The organism is Mannheimia sp. USDA-ARS-USMARC-1261, from assembly GCF_000521605.1.
Lineage (GTDB): Bacteria > Pseudomonadota > Gammaproteobacteria > Enterobacterales > Pasteurellaceae > Mannheimia > Mannheimia indoligenes.
The window spans coordinates 1056558-1073322 of sequence record NZ_CP006942.1; the positions used below are offsets into that span (position 1 = coordinate 1056558).

Here is a 16765-nt window from a genome sequence, read left to right on the forward strand (position 1 = left end):
AAGGTTATCAATGAATACAAAACTGCATTTTTTAACATTCTGCTGTTTAATTGCTTTTGCTTCAATGGCTAAAGCAAATCAGGAACAGAACAATCAACAAGATAGAATTACCGATGTTGATCAAGAAAGAATCGGTGAATTGGAAGATACACTCACAGATGATCCAAATGATGAAGAAAAAGTGGAAGCTTTAATGGATTTAGACATCAAAGGCATTCACGATAAAGAAGCAAAGAAAAATGTCGATTTGTATTTAAACCAAATTGCCGATGAATATGCGGACGGTTCAGAACGCCATCAATATTTAGTGCAAACAACGGTGGATAAAGCTCTGCGTGCGTTAGGCTATTACAATAGCAAATATCAATTTGTGCAACTGCCTAACAGCGGTAAGAAGCCTTTATTGGTGCTGAATGTTGAGCTGGATAAAGAAACCGTCAAAATTGATGAGACCGATATTGTGCTACAAGGCGAAGCGAAAAATGATGAAGATTTTGTAGCTATCACTAAAAAAGCCCCGAAGCAAGGCTCTCGTTTAAATCATAAAACCTATGAAAACTTTAAGAGTGATATTGAAAGCAATGCATTCAGCAAAGGTTATTTTGACGGGCATTGGCTCTATCACCGTTTAGAAGTTTACCCAACCGATTATAAAGCTGATTGGCGTTTAGGTTATGATAGCGGCATTCGCTATCGCTATGGACAAATTAATTTTGTAGATAGCCAAATTAAAGAGGAATATTTACGCAATATTCTGAAAATTAATTCGGGCGATCATTACTTTGCCAATGATCTTTCAAACTTAACTCAAGATTATTTATCCAGTAACTGGTTTTCATCGGTAATGGTTGAGCCACATCTCAATGAACAAGATAAGACGGTAGATTTGAACGTGCTGCTCCAACCGAAAAAGAAAAATGAGGTGGAAATTGGTATCGGTTATGAAACCGAAGTAGGACCTCGCCTACAATTTAACTGGAAAAAACCGTGGCGAAATAAAAGAGGGCATAGTATCGATACTCGAACTTATATTTCCGCCCCTGAGCAGAGATTTGAATTTGGTTACAATATTCCGCTAAAAGAGGATCCGCTTCATTACTACTATCAGATATCGGGTACGGTTGAAAATGAAGATCAGAAGGATACGAAATCAACTGCAGCAAGTTTCGCTCTACAACGTTTTTGGACTCGAACAACAGGTTGGTCATTCTCTGCCGGTGTAAGAACCCGTTATGATTCCTTTACGCAAGCGAATGATAGATTTAAAACTTTATTAGTTTACCCGACAGCTTCATTAAATCGTACCCGCACTGATGGCAAGCCTTACCCATTATGGGGAGATAGCCAAAAACTTACCGTAAATTGGGGAAACAAAATATTTGGCTCAGATGTGAATTTTTATAGCTATAAAGCTTCTACGTCGTTTGTGAGAACTTATGCAGATAATCATCGCCTCTACTTAAGGGCGGAGTTAGGCTATTTGAAAGCAAACCAATTTGAACGTATTCCGCCTGCCTTACGCTTTTTTGCGGGGGGCGATATGAGTGTGCGTGGTTTTGGTTATAAAGATATTTCACCGAGAGATCCGGCAAATGGGAAACGTGTAGGCGGTTCACATTTAGCTACAGGTACGTTTGAATACCAATACCAAGTTTACCCAAACTGGTGGGGAGCGGTGTTTTATGATGTGGGCTTAGCAGCGAATAAATTTGAGACAAAACAGTTGCATCAGGGGACAGGTTTAGGTGTTCGCTGGGCTTCACCTATAGGAGCAATTAAATTTGATGTGGGTATGCCTGTAAAATCGCCTGATAATAAACGCGGTTTCCAAATTTATGTTGGCTTAGGCTCGGATATTTAATACAAGCGGTGCGATTTTACTAAAATTTTACCAATGATGATTTTATTACTCAGTAAGTATTCAAAATGATGAATGAACAACAAATAATAGATAGCCAAGAAATGCAAGCACAACAAGAAATGCCTAAAAAGAAACCTAGCTCAAAATGGCGTTTCTTGAAATGGAGTATTTATATTTTTTTAATTCTGCTCTTGGCTCTTATTTTATTTTTATGCACAGGCTTTGGGCAGCGTAAAACTGTTCAGTGGGTTGATCAATTCGTTGAACCGTTGCAGATCGGAAAAGTTGAAGGTAGCATTCAAGACGGTTTGCAACTTTCTGATACTCAATTTATTACTGATGGCGTTAATGTACAAATAGGTCAAGTAGACTTACACATTGATTTTAATTGCTTAATTAAATATGAAGTTTGTCTAAACAATTTTAACGTGCAGGATACCAAAGTTGTTATTGATACCACTCAACTTCCGCCTTCTCAAGAAAAAGAAGACAACACGCCTTTCACTGAGCTAAATTTACCGCTCGGTATTTCAGCGAAAAATATCACCCTAGAGAATATTGATGTCAGCGTTGATGATATGGATATTCATCTTAATCACTTCAATACCTCAATTTCCGGCAAAGGGCGTGAGGTTATTATCAAGCCTACCACCTTAGATGGCTTAAAGTTGCTATTAGCTTTAAAAGTGGAGGAAGCACTAGATACACAAGCGGTCGATTCTGACGCAGAAAATGCAAAAGTTACAGTAACCAGAAACCCGGCTAATGCACAAGAAGCGATGGATCAAGTTGTTCAAGAAGCGGTGGAAAAAACCGGCGAAAAAGTAGTTGAAGAATTCCATCAATTACAAGGTAAAACCACTGCAGAAGCTGAACAACAGTCGCATAATAAAGTGGATTGGGCGGCGATTAAAGCTCAGCTAGAACAACCGATCTTAAATAAAAATATCCGTCTCTCGTTACCGTTAGATTTAACTATTGAACAGATTGATATTGCTAATGTTTCGGTCGCTCAAAAAGCACAAGATGGAAAAGGCAACTTGGTTGAGCCGATTTCACTCATCAATGTCAATTCTTTACAGCTTCAAGCACAAGCGAAAGATCAGCTGGTAACCTTGCAACGCTTGGATTTTAAGAGCGATCAAGGCGATCTCAGTGCAACAGGTACACTTTCACTTAAAGAGAATTATCCATTAAATTGGCAGCTAGAAGGCATTGAGGCAAAAGAGGCTAAAGTGAAATTGCCATTTAGTCATATCAAGGCAATGCTTTCAGGCGAGTTGTATGATAAAACCGTGCTGAATTTACAAACAGATGGAGCTATTAAGGCAGCTTTAGAGGGGCATATTGAGCTTGCAACGCCTAAAACACCTTTTGATCTGATGCTTAAAAGTGAATCAGTGAAGTATCCTTTTGCACCGCAAAAAGGTGATGATACGCTGGTTTTAGAGAATATTGACATTCATCTGAATGGTAATTCGCTTGCTTACAATTTGGCAGTAAAAGTGAGTGCCAAAGGTATGGGAATTCCGCCAAGTTCCGCTGATTTAAAAGGCAATGGCGAATTAACGCATGTTAATATCCACGATTTATTGCTCAATACGTTAGAAGGTAATGCTCAACTTACGGGCTTAATTGATTGGACAGAAGGGATCGAGTGGAATTCTAATCTTAAGCTAAACAATATTAATACTAAAGCTTTAGTACCGGATTGGGCAGCGGTATTATCAGGTTCTCTTTCTACTCAAGGTTATGCAGGGCGTGGCAATACAGGTTCAGATTGGAAAGCAGATGTTTCAAATATTGATATTAAAGGCTCACTACACCAGAAGAACCTACAATTAACAGGGAATTTGAATGCCAATAATCAGCAACTTTTAGATGTGCCCGGTTTATCGCTGGTTTATGGCGAAAACAAAATTGATCTGAAGGGGCTTTTAGGCGAAAAATCAGATTTTTATGCAGATATCAAAGCCCCGAATTTACAAGGTTTAGTGCCAAATTTAAAAGCAAGTGTGAATGGCAATGTGAAATTATCAGGCAAAATTGCCGAGCCAAATGTGGATTTAGATTTAGCTGCTTCTAATGTGAGCTATGAACAATTTAAACTTCAACATTTAACCGCAAAGGGCAAAATTACGACTGAGCAGACCATTCAAGGCGATGTAGAATTAGGGCTACGCCAATTTGCCTATAATGACATTAAAGTAGAAAGTGCTACCTTATTGGCAAAAGGGAATGAAGCAAACCATAGCTTGAAATTAACTTCAAAAGGTAATCCGGTTGGAGGCGATTTGCAAATTTCTGGAAAATTTGACCGCTTGCAACAGATTTGGGAAGGGCAGTTGAGCCAAGTTGCTATTCAATCTACCGAGTTTGGCAGATTCCAAACGGATAAAGCAGTGAATGTGAAATATGACAATAAAGCGATTAATGCTAATGTGTCTGCTCACTGCTGGCAAAACCCGAAAATTCACCTCTGTTTCCCAACGGCATTTAATGCAGGGCAAGAGGGCAAAGTACCTTTCGATATTCGCAATTTTAACTTAGCGGTGTTGCAAGATTATCTGGATAATACCAGCCAAATTTCAGGTATTGTAAACGCCAAAGGTGATGCTGCGTGGTTTAAAAATAAACCGCCACAGGTTAATTTAGATCTCACTTCCAATTCCATTAAATTTGTGCAGAAAATGGAAGGCGGAAAAACCTTTCCGCTTACGGTTTCGCCATTAAAAATTAATCTGAAAATGTCAGATAACAATTTAGCCCTTAAATCGAATTTAAGAGTTGAAAATAACGGCACTTTGACAACTGACATTGTGATGCAAGATTTAAATAATGCGAGAAGCTTATCAGGTAATATCAATATTGACCAATTAACCTTAAAGCTCATTCATCCACTGCTTGAACGAGGTGATTTTGTTGATGGCAGAATTAATGCTCGCTTAACGGTAAGTGGTAAAGCAACCTCACCGTTGCTACACGGAAACTTGAATTTAACAGGCTTAAAAGCACGTTCTGTTACGATGCCGTTTGATGTAACAGATGGTAATTTAGCGATGAACTTTCACGGAGCAACCTCTACATTAAACGGGAGGCTACAAACAAAAGAGAGTGAGCTACGCTTGGAAGGCGACGCAGATTGGCGAAATATTAATGCCTGGAGAACCAGAGTTCACGCTCAAGCAAATCGCTTCAGAGTGGATATTCCGAGCTTAGCAAGAGTGGAAATCAGCCCTGATATTCAAGTTGTGGCAACCCCGACACTTTTAACATTAAGTGGTAATATTGATGTACCGTGGGCAAGAATTGAAGTAGAACAATTGCCGGAACAAGCCGTTAGCGTAAGTGGCGATGAAGTGATTATGGACGGCTCTGCAAGAAACAAAGTGCCATTTAATCAACGCACTATTCCAACTCAAACTGCAGGTGGAATGGCAATTAATGCGGATATTAAAATTAACATTGGTAATGATGTTAAGCTCAAGGCATACGGTTTGAATAGTCATTTAAACGGATTACTCTCGGTGCGTCGCGGTAAGCAAGGCTTAGGGCTTTACGGACAAGTTCGCTTAGACGAAGGACGTTTTGCAGCTTATGGACAAGATTTATTGATCCGCAAAGGAAATATCAGTTTTGCTGGCTCGCCTTCACAGCCATACTTAGATATTGAAGCAGTGAGAAACCCGGATGCAATGGAAGATCCAACCATTACCGCCGGGGTACGGGTAACAGGCTTGGCGGATGCACCAAATGTGAAAGTATTCTCCGATCCGGCAATGTCGCAAAACGAAGTCCTTTCCTATATTTTAACAGGGCGATCACTTGAAAGTAGCGGCGATGCAGGCTCAAGCAATGGGGTAGCGGCTGCCTTGCTCAGTATGAGTTTATCCAAAAGTAGCAAATTAGTCGGTGATGTCGGCAGTGCCTTTGGCTTAAAAGATCTCAGCGTAAGCACCGCCGGCATTGGGGATAATACCAAAGTAGAAGTGAGTGCCAGTCTCTCGCCTCGTTTCCGTGTGAAATATGGTGTCGGCGTATTTGCTCCTTTAACTGAACTGACATTGCGATATAACTTAACCCCACGACTCTATTTACAATGGGTTTCGAACGTAAATCAAGCGGTCGATTTAATGTACCGCTTCCAGTTTGATAAACTGTTCTAATTCAAAAGGTTGTTAATCAGAGCATTAACAACCTTTTGGCTTTATAGTAAAATGGCAACTTTATCTACAAGCGGTCGAAAAAATAAAAAAATTTACAAATTATGGAAAAACAACGCCAACGTGAATTGCAGAAATGGCTTAAAAGTCAGCAAAAAGTCATTAAAAAATATATGCACTTAAACGTACTGTTAGGGATATTCAGTAGTTTATTTATGATTGGGCAGATGTGGCTATTGGCAACAATGCTACAAAAAATGATTGTAGAAAAACAGTCTCCCAACATTTTTATAAGCGAAATTGTTTTATTATTCGGCTGTTTTGCTGGCAGAGCATTATTGATTTTTCTGCGTGAGCGTGTGGGTTTTAAAGCCGGGCAGACATTACGTTTGCATCTTCGCAAGCAAATTTTAGCGAAGATGGAAGCGGTTGGACCAATGAGCCTACAACAAAAACCGGCAGGTAGTTGGGCTACCTTAATGTTGGAACAAGTAGAAAATTTGCACAATTTCTATGCTCGTTATTTACCACAGCAATTTTTATCGTTAATTATACCGCTTGTGATCCTCTGTTTTGTCTTCCCAATCAACTTGGCGGCTGGTGTAATTCTGTTTGCCACTATGCCGTTATTACCGCTATTTATGATTTTGGCAGGTATGAAAGCCGTTGAGGCAAATCAACGCAACATCGGTATTCTTTCTCGTATAAGTGGTCAATTTTTAGATAAATTGAAAGGCTTGGAAACCATTCGTTTATTTGGGCAAGCGGAAAAACAAACTGAGCAAATTTACCAAAGTACTGAAGATTTTCGCACCAGCACGATGGACGTGTTAAAAATGGCATTTTTATCCTCTGCGGTGTTGGAGTTTTTTACCTCTGTATCCATTGCGGTAATGGCGGTTTATTTCGGCTTTATCTTTTTAGGTGAGCTGGATTTCGGCTATTACGGCACAGGCGTTAGCTTATTCATTGGCTTTTTCTGCTTAATGTTAGCCCCTGAATTTTATCAACCTATGCGTGAATTGGGTGTGTTCTATCACGATAAAGCAGCAGCAATCGGTGCGGCAGATAGCATTGAAGCCTTCCTAAAAGAGGAGGTAAAAACGCAATCGAATAATGTGCAAAAATCAATAGAAAATCGACCGCTTGTGATTGAAGCTCAAGAATGTGTAATTCTCTCGCCTCAAGGCAAAGCCTTAACACAGCCACTGAATTTCAAAATAAATCCACATCAACATATTGCGTTAGTCGGACAAAGTGGGGCAGGTAAGAGTTCGTTGATGAATATGTTGCTTGGTTTCTTGCCTTATGAAGGATCGGTTAAAATTAATGGTGCGGAATTGCGTGAACTGAATTTAACCGAATGGAGGTCGAAATTAGCGTGGGTAGGGCAGAATCCACAATTAATACGAGGCAGCTTAAAAGAGAACATTTTACTGGGCAACACAATCGCAACTGAAGCTGAAATTACGCAAGCCTTACGTTTATCGAAAGTGGACGAATTTGTCTCTCGTTTAGGTTTAGGACATCAGGTGCAAGATAGTAATATCGGTATTTCAGGTGGACAAGCCCAACGTATTGCGATTGCCAGAGCCTTGTTACGCCCATATGAATTATTGCTACTTGATGAACCAACAGCGAGCTTAGATATGGACTCCGAGCAGCAAGTGCTGGAAGCATTACACCATTTAAGCCGAGAGCAAACGACCTTGATGATTACCCACCGAGTGGAAGATTTAACCCAATGCGATGAAATTTGGGTAATGAAACAAGGGCAGATTATCCAGAAAGGTAGCTTTAGTGAATTAGAACATACAGGCTTTTTTGCCGAATTATTGCGTAATGAATTAGTTCATCAGGGAGAAATCTAATGAAATCATTATTCCCATTCTTTTCTCTCTATCAAACTCATTTTGGGCGTTTGTTATTAGGTATTGTACTGGCAATTTTAGGTTTAGCGGCAAGTATTGGTTTATTAAGCCTATCAGGTTGGTTTTTAGCGGCTTCTTTTTTAGCGGCTAATGCGATTATTTTTAATTTCTTTTACCCTGCCGGAGGGGTAAGAGGCTTAGCGATTTTCCGTACCGCTTCACGCTACTTTGAAAAACTGGTTACACACGATGCAACCTTCCGTGTGTTGGCAAACTTACGTGTGAGTGTATTTAAAAAGCTGATTCCACTTAGCCCAAGCGGTTTAAACCGTTTCAGAAATAGCGAATTGTTGAACCGATTGGTTGCAGATGTAGATACGCTTGATACGCTTTATCTCAACCTTGTCTCACCCTTTGTGAGTGCGGTAATGATTATCCTGTTTATGGCAATTGGCTTGTCATTTGTTTCCGTACCATTAATGCTGATTATTTGTGGCACGCTACTGGCTTTGCTCATTGTTATCCCAACAGTGTTTTATCACTTAGGGTTGAAATTAGGGCGAGATGCTATCCAAAATCGAGCTAACTACCGTAGCCAATTTATTGAATGGGTGCAGTTGAATGCAGAATTTTTATTATTCGGCAATTTAAACCAAGCTGGTGAAAAATTGCAACAAACCGAACGCCAATGGCTCAATGCACAAAGCAAGGAGAGCCGACTTTCGGGGTTATCGAATAGCTTGTTAATGCTTTCAAACGGTATTTTGACTTGTGTTGTGATCTACTTGGCTTCTACTGCAATTAATGTGCCAACAGCGAAATACCCTGAAGCCTTAATTGCATTGGTGGTTTTCTGTGTAATGGCATCAGCTGAAATTCTTACCCCAATCGGCATCGCATTTTTACATCTAGGGCAAGTGATTACTGCCGCAGAACGCATTAATGAAATTACTGAGCAGCAGCCAAGTGTACAATTTAATGGCACGGCACAATGGCAAAATTTAGTGAAAAATCAACCGCTTGTACGCTTTGAAAATGTTAATTTTGCGTATTTGAATGGCGAGCAGCAAGTATTAAATAATCTCTCTTTTGAAGTGCTAAAAGGGCAAAAAGTTGCGATTTTAGGTAAAACAGGAAGCGGAAAATCCACTATTTTTCAATTATTAAACCGCAATTATGACCCAACAAGCGGTCAAATTTGGCTTAATAATTGCAAAATTGAAGATTTCTCGGAAAATATTTTGCGTTCAAAATTAGTTACCTTAAGCCAGCGTGTGCATATTTTCAGCCAAACGTTGCGTGATAATTTATTAATGGGAAACGCAACAGCCACCGATGAGCAAATGATTGACGTCGTGCAAAAAGTCGGCTTAGGCTACTTACTTGAAACTGAAGGGTTAAAACTTTGGCTCGGCGAAGGAGGCAGACCGCTTTCAGGGGGAGAACAACGCCGCTTAGGGCTTGCTCGTTTATTACTAAGTTCAGCTGAGTTAGTGCTACTAGATGAACCAACCGAAGGGCTAGATCGTGAAACCGAACAGCAGATCTTAAATCTCATTCTAACTCACTGTGCAGAAAGAACATTACTGATGATTACCCACAGACAAAGTGGATTGGATAAATTTGATCTGGTTTATCGAATGGACAATGGGCGATTGGTTGGATAATTATTTTTGTGATGTGGATCGAAAAGTGAGGTTTCTACAGTTGTTTATAACATATTAAAACGAGAGACTATTAATAAATTGTTGTAATTGTCACTAATAGAGTTATAGTAACTCTATTAAACCTAGACGAGGCATTTATGGATAGTCGAAGTTTAGTAAAATTAATCGTTGCAGACGGTTGGTTTTTAGTTGGAATTAAAGGTAGTCATCATCAATATAAACACTCAACTAAAAAAGGTCGTGTAACGTTTCCTCATCCGAAAAAAGATTTACCTACTGCGACAGTTAAGTCAATATTAAAACAAGCTGGTCTGGAATAGTTTAAGCTATTAAGGAGTAAAATGATGTTATATCCTATTGCAATTGAAATAGGGAATGAAAAACCATCCTATGGAGTCATTGTTCCTGATGTGAAAGGCTGTTTTTCAGCAGGAGATACATTAGAAGAGGCTTTTAATAATGCTAAAGAGGCTATTTTATTCCATATTGAAACATTAATTGAAGATGGTGAAGTTATCCCACAACCGACAGCACTTGAAAATCATAAAAATAATCCTGAATACAAAGATTTTATTTTCGCTTTAGTAGATGTAGATTTAACTCATTTAATGGGAAAAACTGAAAAAATCAATGTGACTTTACCGTCATTACTCATTCGCCGTATTGATGAGTTTGTTGCTAAAAATCCAGTGTATAAAACCCGAAGCGGTTTTTTAGCTCAAGTGGCAAGTGAACGTATTTTAACAAATTACTAGCGTTTTGAAATTAAGGCATTTATCTTTTTCTCTCGGTAAATGCTTTTTACCATTCAAAAGAAAGCTAAAAAATGCTATATTCTCCCTCAATTTTGAAATAAGACTGATTTTATAAAATGGCAGATTATCACGATATTACTATTGCGTATGCAGGCGTATGCCAAGCGGCGAATTTAGTGCAGCAATTTGCACATAAAGGCACGGCAGATAGAGATGCGTTTAGGCAATCTATGCGTAGCTTATTAGTTACTCAGCCCGAAACTACGCTAAGTGTATTTGGCGATGACCTTTCTCATCTCAAAATGGGGTTGGAAACGGCATTATCTCAAACAGGTGGCGGCAATGGTAAGCTAGATACTGAAGTCGGGCGTTATTGGATAAGCCTGATTGCTCTTAGTCAAAAATTAGATAAAAAACCTGAAGCCAAACAACAACTAGCCCAGCGTTTACAACAAATTGAACGCCAATTGCCATTATATGAAGATGATGTTTTAGCCGATCAAATGATTGCTAATTTAGCCGCAATTTACAGTGATATTATCAGCCCGTTAGGCACGAAAATTCACGTGATGGGAATGCAAGATTACTTGGTTCGTCCTGATATTCAACACAAAATTCGAGCCTCCTTACTTGCCGGTATTCGTGCTGCGATTTTATGGCAACAGGTGGGTGGTAGTCGCTGGCAATTTTTATTTTCACGCAAGAAAATTTTTAACCAAGCTCAACAGCTTTATCGTCAAATTTAACCGAACATTTATTATTTTGGAGAACACTAAATAATGGAACTTACTGCTTTAACCGCGTTATCCCCAATTGATGGGCGTTATCAAGACAAAGTGTCTAGCCTTCGCCCAATTTTCAGTGAATTTGGTTTATTAAAATTCCGTGTAGAGGTTGAGGTTCGCTGGTTACAAAAATTGGCATCTCACGCACAAATTAAGGAAGTTCCCGCTTTTTCAGAAAAAGCAAACGATTACCTAGACCAAATTGTGGCAAATTTTTCGTTAGATGATGCAAATCGAATCAAAACTATCGAACGCACAACTAACCACGATGTAAAAGCGGTGGAGTATTTCCTAAAAGAAAAATGTGAAGCCTTACCTGAGTTACAAGTGGTGAATGAATTTATTCATTTTGCCTGTACTTCGGAAGATATCAATAATACTTCACACGCTTTAATGCTTAAAACGGCTCGTGAAGAGGTGTTATTGCCGGAATGGAAAAAATTAATTGATGCCATCGTTGATTTAGCCAAGCGTTATCAACATATTCCGTTGCTTTCCCGCACGCACGGTCAGCCGGCAAGCCCAACAACTATTGGTAAAGAGATGGCAAATGTGGCTTATCGTTTACAACGTCAATATAAACAATTAGAAAATTTAGAAATCTTAGGCAAAATCAACGGTGCAGTAGGTAACTACAATGCTCATTTATCGGCTTATCCTGAAATTGATTGGCACACTTTCAGCCAAGAATTTGTGGAATCTTTAGGTGTTACTTGGAACCCGTACACTACGCAAATTGAACCGCACGACTATATCGCTGAATTCTTTGATTGTGTGGCACGTTTTAACACTATCATTATTGATTTCGACCGTGATATGTGGGGGTACATTGCGTTAAATCACTTCAAACAACGTACAGTTGCAGGTGAAATTGGCTCAAGCACAATGCCGCACAAAGTGAATCCGATTGACTTTGAGAACTCAGAAGGTAATTTAGGTTTAGCGAATGCGGTAATGGCACATTTAGGACAAAAACTCCCAATCTCTCGCTGGCAGCGTGATTTAACCGATTCAACGGTACTGCGTAATTTAGGTGTAGGTTTAGGTTATGCGTTAATTGCTTACGCTTCAACTTTAAAAGGCATCAGCAAATTAGAAGTAAACGAGCAGCACTTGCGTGATGAACTCAACCAAAACTGGGAAGTGCTAGCTGAGCCAATTCAAACGGTAATGCGTCGTTATGGCATTGAAAAACCGTACGAGAAGCTGAAAGAATTAACGCGTGGTAAACGTGTTGATGAAACGGCAATGCGTGAGTTCATTGAGAAGTTGGACATTCCTGAAAATGAGAAAGCCCGCTTAAAAGAGATGACACCGGCAACCTATATCGGCTATGCTGTCGAGCTCGTTGATAAATTGTAAAATTTAACGCAAAAAAGACCGCTTGCAAGCGGTCTTTTTCTGATCCTTTTTTGCAAAGGAAATAATATGAAACAGGCAAATAGACATAAAAGAATTATTGAGCTCGTTAATCAGCTGGGGTATGTCAGCACGGAAGAGCTAGTGGCTCAAATGAATGTGAGTCCACAAACAATTCGTCGTGATTTAAATGAGATGGCAGAAAATAATCTCATTCGCCGCCATCACGGTGGAGCTGCTGCCCCCTCTAACACCGAAAACAGTGATTATACGCACCGTAAGCAATTTTTCTCTCAAGAGAAGAATGCGATTGCTCAACAAGTAGCAAAGCTTATTCCGAACGGGGCATCTGTATTTTTAGATATTGGTACAACATCAGAAGCTGTTGCATTGGCACTACTTTCACATAAAAATTTAAAAGTAGTAACGAATAATCTGAATGCAGCACATATTTTAATGAAAAATCCGGATTGCCAAATTACCGTTGCAGGGGGGAATTTACGAAGCGATGGTGGATTAATTGGCGAAGAAACGGTGCGTTTTATCAATCAATTCCGTTTAGATTTCGGTATTTTAGGTATTAGTGCGGTAGATTTAGACGGCTCAATGCTGGATTATGATTATCACGAAGTACAGGTAAAAAGAGCATTAATGGAATGCTCCAGACAGGTTCTATTGGTTACTGACCACTCAAAATTCAGCCGTAATGCGATGGTTCGTTTGGGGAATGTGAAAGAAGTAAATTATTTGTTTACAGATACTGATTTGCCGTTAGAATTACAAAATCATTTAAGTCAATCAGACGTTATCGTTAAAATTTGTAATGAATAAAGGCAGTTTTTTCTCTAAACAAAAATGGATTGCATATGCTCAATTAATGCGGTTCGATAAGCCCATCGGCACACTGTTATTGCTTCACCCAACGTTATGGGCGTTATTTGTGGCATCTGACGGAATGCCGCCACTTTCTATTTTGCTGATTTTTACACTTGGTGTAATAGTAATGCGTGCGGCAGGTTGTGTGATTAATGATTATGCAGATAGAGAGATTGACGGACACGTCAAACGTACTTCGCAACGCCCGCTCGCTACAGGGCGAGTTTCGACGACTGAGGCGAAAATCATTTTTGCGATTTTGTTACTAATGGCATTTGGGCTGGATTTGTTGCTCAACCGTTACGCCTTTTTGCTTTCGTTTGTTGCAGTGTTTTTGGCGGTGGTTTATCCCTTTATGAAACGCTTTACTCATTTGCCGCAAGTGGTTTTGGGAATGGCGTTTGGTTGGGCTATCCCGATGGCATTTGGGGCGGTAAGTGAAGCTCTTCCATTAGAATGTTGGTTGTTGTTTTTCGCCAATCTCGCTTGGACAGTCGCTTATGATACCCAATATGCAATGGTGGATCGTGATGATGACTTGCGAATTGGGGTGAAATCCACCGCCATTTTATTTGCCCAATACGATAATAAAATTATTGCACTCTTACAGTTTATTACTTTGATATTATTGACTTTAGTCGGCATTGTACAAGAGTATAATATTGGTTATTTCATCGTATTAGCATTAAGTGCAACACTGTTTATCTATCAATGCTGGCTCACTAAAAAACGAGAACGCAGCGAATGTTTTAAAGCATTCTTGAATAACCATTATTTCGGTTTAGGCGTGTTTGCTGCGATTTTGGTGGGGATTTATTTTTAATCTCTCTAATCGGACGAATAATCATCGCCTCACATCATCACAAGCGGTTAAATTTCTTTAGGAATTTGCAAATTCCAGATGAAATTTAACCGCTTGTTTTACGATACTTTCTCGCATTTTTCTGCTATAATCAGCACAATTTTTTTCGATTTTAAATTAGTAGGAATAACAATGTCTGAACAAACTCAACCAACCAGTTATGATTCTTCCAGTATTAAGGTGTTACGAGGCTTAGATGCCGTGCGTAAACGCCCGGGAATGTATATCGGCGACACCGATGACGGTACGGGCTTACACCATATGGTGTTTGAGGTTGTGGATAATGCCATTGATGAAGCGTTAGCCGGGCATTGTAAAGACATTATTGTTACCATTCACTCCGATAATTCGGTTTCTGTACAAGATGATGGTCGTGGTATTCCTGTTGGTATTCACCCTGAAGAGGGCGTGTCTGCGGCAGAAGTGATTATGACCGTTCTTCACGCCGGCGGTAAATTTGACGATAACTCTTATAAAGTATCGGGCGGTTTGCACGGTGTGGGGGTGTCAGTGGTAAACGCTCTTTCTTCTAAATTACAACTGACGATTCGCCGTGAAGGACACGTTCACGAGCAATTTTATAGCTTAGGTGAGCCGGATGCACCATTAGCTGTCATCGGTAATACGGAAAAAACCGGTACTTCTGTCCGTTTCTGGCCAAGCTTAGAGATCTTCAAAAACAAAACCGAATTTGAATATAAAATTTTATCTAAACGCTTGCGTGAATTATCGTTTTTAAACTCAGGTGTTTCCATCAAACTGATTGATGAGCGTGATGGCAAGGAAGAGCATTTCAAATATGAAGGTGGTATTAAAGCCTATGTGGAATATTTAAACGAAGGCAAAACCCATATTCATAACACGCCATTCTATCTCTCAACCGAAAAAGACGGCATTGGGGTGGAAATTTCATTGCAATGGAACGACAGCTACAACGAAAACGTGTACTGCTTCACCAACAACATTCCACAGCGTGATGGCGGTACGCACTTAGCCGGTTTCCGTGGGGCATTAACTCGTGCCTTGAAAAACTATATGGATAACAGCGGTGTGCTGAAAAAAGCCGATGCGAATATTGATGCTTCAGGCGATGATGCTCGTGAGGGCTTGGTGGCGGTGATTTCGGTGAAAGTGCCGGATCCAAAATTCTCATCACAAACTAAAGATAAACTGGTTTCTTCTGAAGTGCGTGGAGCGGTGGAAAGTTCAATGAACGAAGCCTTAGCGGATTACTTGGCGGAAAATCCGGACGATGCAAAAAATATCGTGACCAAAATTATTGATGCCGCTCGTGCCAGAGAAGCCGCTCGCAAAGCCCGTGAAATGACACGCCGCAAAGGGGCGTTAGATTTAGGAGGCTTGCCGGGCAAATTGGCGGATTGTCAGGAAAAAGATCCAGCATTATCTGAGCTTTACTTAGTGGAGGGGGACTCTGCGGGTGGTTCGGCGAAGCAAGGGCGTGACCGTAAAAACCAAGCGATTTTGCCGTTAAAAGGGAAAATCTTGAATGTGGAGAAAGCTCGCTTTGATAAAATGCTCTCTTCGCAAGAAGTGGCAACGCTCATCACCGCACTTGGCACGGGCATTGGGCGTGATGATTACAATATCGAAAAATTGCGTTATCACAAAATCATTATTATGACCGATGCGGACGTGGACGGTGCTCACATTCGTACGCTTTTATTGACATTCTTCTATCGCCAAATGCCTGAATTGATCGAAAATGGTTATATCTATATTGCTCAGCCACCACTTTACAAAGTGAAAAAAGGCAAACAAGAGCGTTATATTCAAGATAACGAAGAGATGTCACAATATGAAATCGACATTGCGTTAGAAGGGGCAGGATTATACGTTAGCGAAGATGCTCCGGCATTAAGTGGCGTAGCGTTAGAGAATCTGATTTCGCAATACAACAACGTGCAAAAATTGATTGAACGTTTAAGCCGCCGTTACCCAACATTATTACTTAACGAATTAATTTACTCAAAACCGCTTTCAGCAGAATTTGCAAAAAATCAAGCAAATATGACCTCTTGGAGCGAGCAGTTTGTAGCGAAATTAATGGAAAAAGAGGTCGGTGGCAGTTTCTATCGTGCCAGCATAGTCTTTAATGAAGAACGCCAAATTTATGAAGCTGAAATTGTGGTTACTACTCACGGTATGGATACAACCTACAGCTTAGATTTCAACTTTATCAGCAGTAATGAATATGCTCGTATTGTCGCCTTAGGTAATGAATTGAATGATTTACTCTCAGATTCCGCCTATGTGGTGCGTGGCGAACGCCGTCAAGAAATCAGCAGTTTTGCGGAAGCCTTAGATTGGTTAGTGAAAGAATCCCGCAAAGGTTTAACCATTCAACGTTATAAGGGATTAGGTGAAATGAACCCTGAGCAATTGTGGGAAACCACAATGGATCCGGTGGCTCGTAAAATGTTACAAGTAAACATTACCGATGCGATTGCTGCAGACAAACTATTCAGCACGCTAATGGGCGATGAAGTTGAACCTCGCCGAGATTTCATTGAAAGCAATGCGTTGTATGCTCAGATTGATGTCTAAT

General features: G+C 40.0%; 11 protein-coding genes. All 11 read left to right on the plus strand.

Annotation, left to right across the window (positions count from 1 at the left end):
* Positions 1 to 10 precede the first annotated feature (10 nt).
* The 11 genes from tamA to gyrB all read left to right on the plus strand — a co-directional run bounded on the left by tamA (position 11) and on the right by gyrB (position 16764).
* The gene (tamA, locus tag X781_RS05190) at positions 11 to 1861 is read left to right on the plus strand and encodes an autotransporter assembly complex protein TamA (RefSeq protein ID WP_025235834.1); all 1851 of its coding nucleotides are present in this window, start codon (positions 11 to 13) and stop codon (positions 1859 to 1861) included.
* Positions 1862 to 1929: 68 nt separating this feature from the next.
* The gene (gene tamB, locus X781_RS05195) at positions 1930 to 6027 is read left to right on the plus strand and encodes an autotransporter assembly complex protein TamB (protein WP_025235835.1); all 4098 of its coding nucleotides are present in this window, start codon (positions 1930 to 1932) and stop codon (positions 6025 to 6027) included.
* Positions 6028 to 6128: 101 nt separating this feature from the next.
* Positions 6129 to 7895, plus strand: coding sequence for a heme ABC transporter permease/ATP-binding protein CydD (cydD, locus tag X781_RS05200; protein WP_025235836.1), 1767 nt, complete (start codon positions 6129 to 6131; stop codon positions 7893 to 7895).
* Entirely contained in the window at positions 7895 to 9562 is a 1668-nt protein-coding gene (gene cydC / locus X781_RS05205; protein ID WP_025235837.1) for a heme ABC transporter ATP-binding protein/permease CydC, read from the plus strand. The genes cydD and cydC overlap by 1 nt, the downstream gene beginning before the upstream one ends.
* Positions 9563 to 9699: 137 nt before the next feature.
* Complete coding sequence (locus X781_RS05210) at positions 9700 to 9882, plus strand: type II toxin-antitoxin system HicA family toxin (protein ID WP_025235838.1); 183 nt, start codon at positions 9700 to 9702, stop codon at positions 9880 to 9882.
* 24 nt (positions 9883 to 9906) lie between these two features.
* Positions 9907 to 10317 (plus strand): type II toxin-antitoxin system HicB family antitoxin, encoded by a 411-nt coding sequence (locus tag X781_RS05215; RefSeq protein WP_025235839.1) that lies wholly within the window; start codon positions 9907 to 9909, stop codon positions 10315 to 10317.
* Positions 10318 to 10433: 116 nt separating this feature from the next.
* Positions 10434 to 11063, plus strand: a complete 630-nt coding sequence (gene hflD / locus X781_RS05220) for a high frequency lysogenization protein HflD (protein ID WP_025235840.1) — start codon at positions 10434 to 10436, stop codon at positions 11061 to 11063.
* Between the two features lie 33 nt (positions 11064 to 11096).
* The gene (purB, locus tag X781_RS05225; RefSeq protein ID WP_025235841.1) at positions 11097 to 12464 is read left to right on the plus strand and encodes an adenylosuccinate lyase; all 1368 of its coding nucleotides are present in this window, start codon (positions 11097 to 11099) and stop codon (positions 12462 to 12464) included.
* 66 nt (positions 12465 to 12530) lie between these two features.
* On the plus strand, positions 12531 to 13292 hold the full coding sequence (locus X781_RS05230; protein ID WP_025235842.1) for a DeoR/GlpR family transcriptional regulator: 762 nt from the start codon (positions 12531 to 12533) through the stop codon (positions 13290 to 13292).
* Complete coding sequence (ubiA, locus tag X781_RS05235; protein WP_025235843.1) at positions 13285 to 14160, plus strand: 4-hydroxybenzoate octaprenyltransferase; 876 nt, start codon at positions 13285 to 13287, stop codon at positions 14158 to 14160. Before X781_RS05230 ends, ubiA begins: the two co-directional genes overlap by 8 nt.
* Positions 14161 to 14331: 171 nt before the next feature.
* Positions 14332 to 16764, plus strand: a complete 2433-nt coding sequence (gene gyrB, locus X781_RS05240; protein WP_025235844.1) for a DNA topoisomerase (ATP-hydrolyzing) subunit B — start codon at positions 14332 to 14334, stop codon at positions 16762 to 16764.
* Position 16765 lies beyond the last annotated feature (1 nt).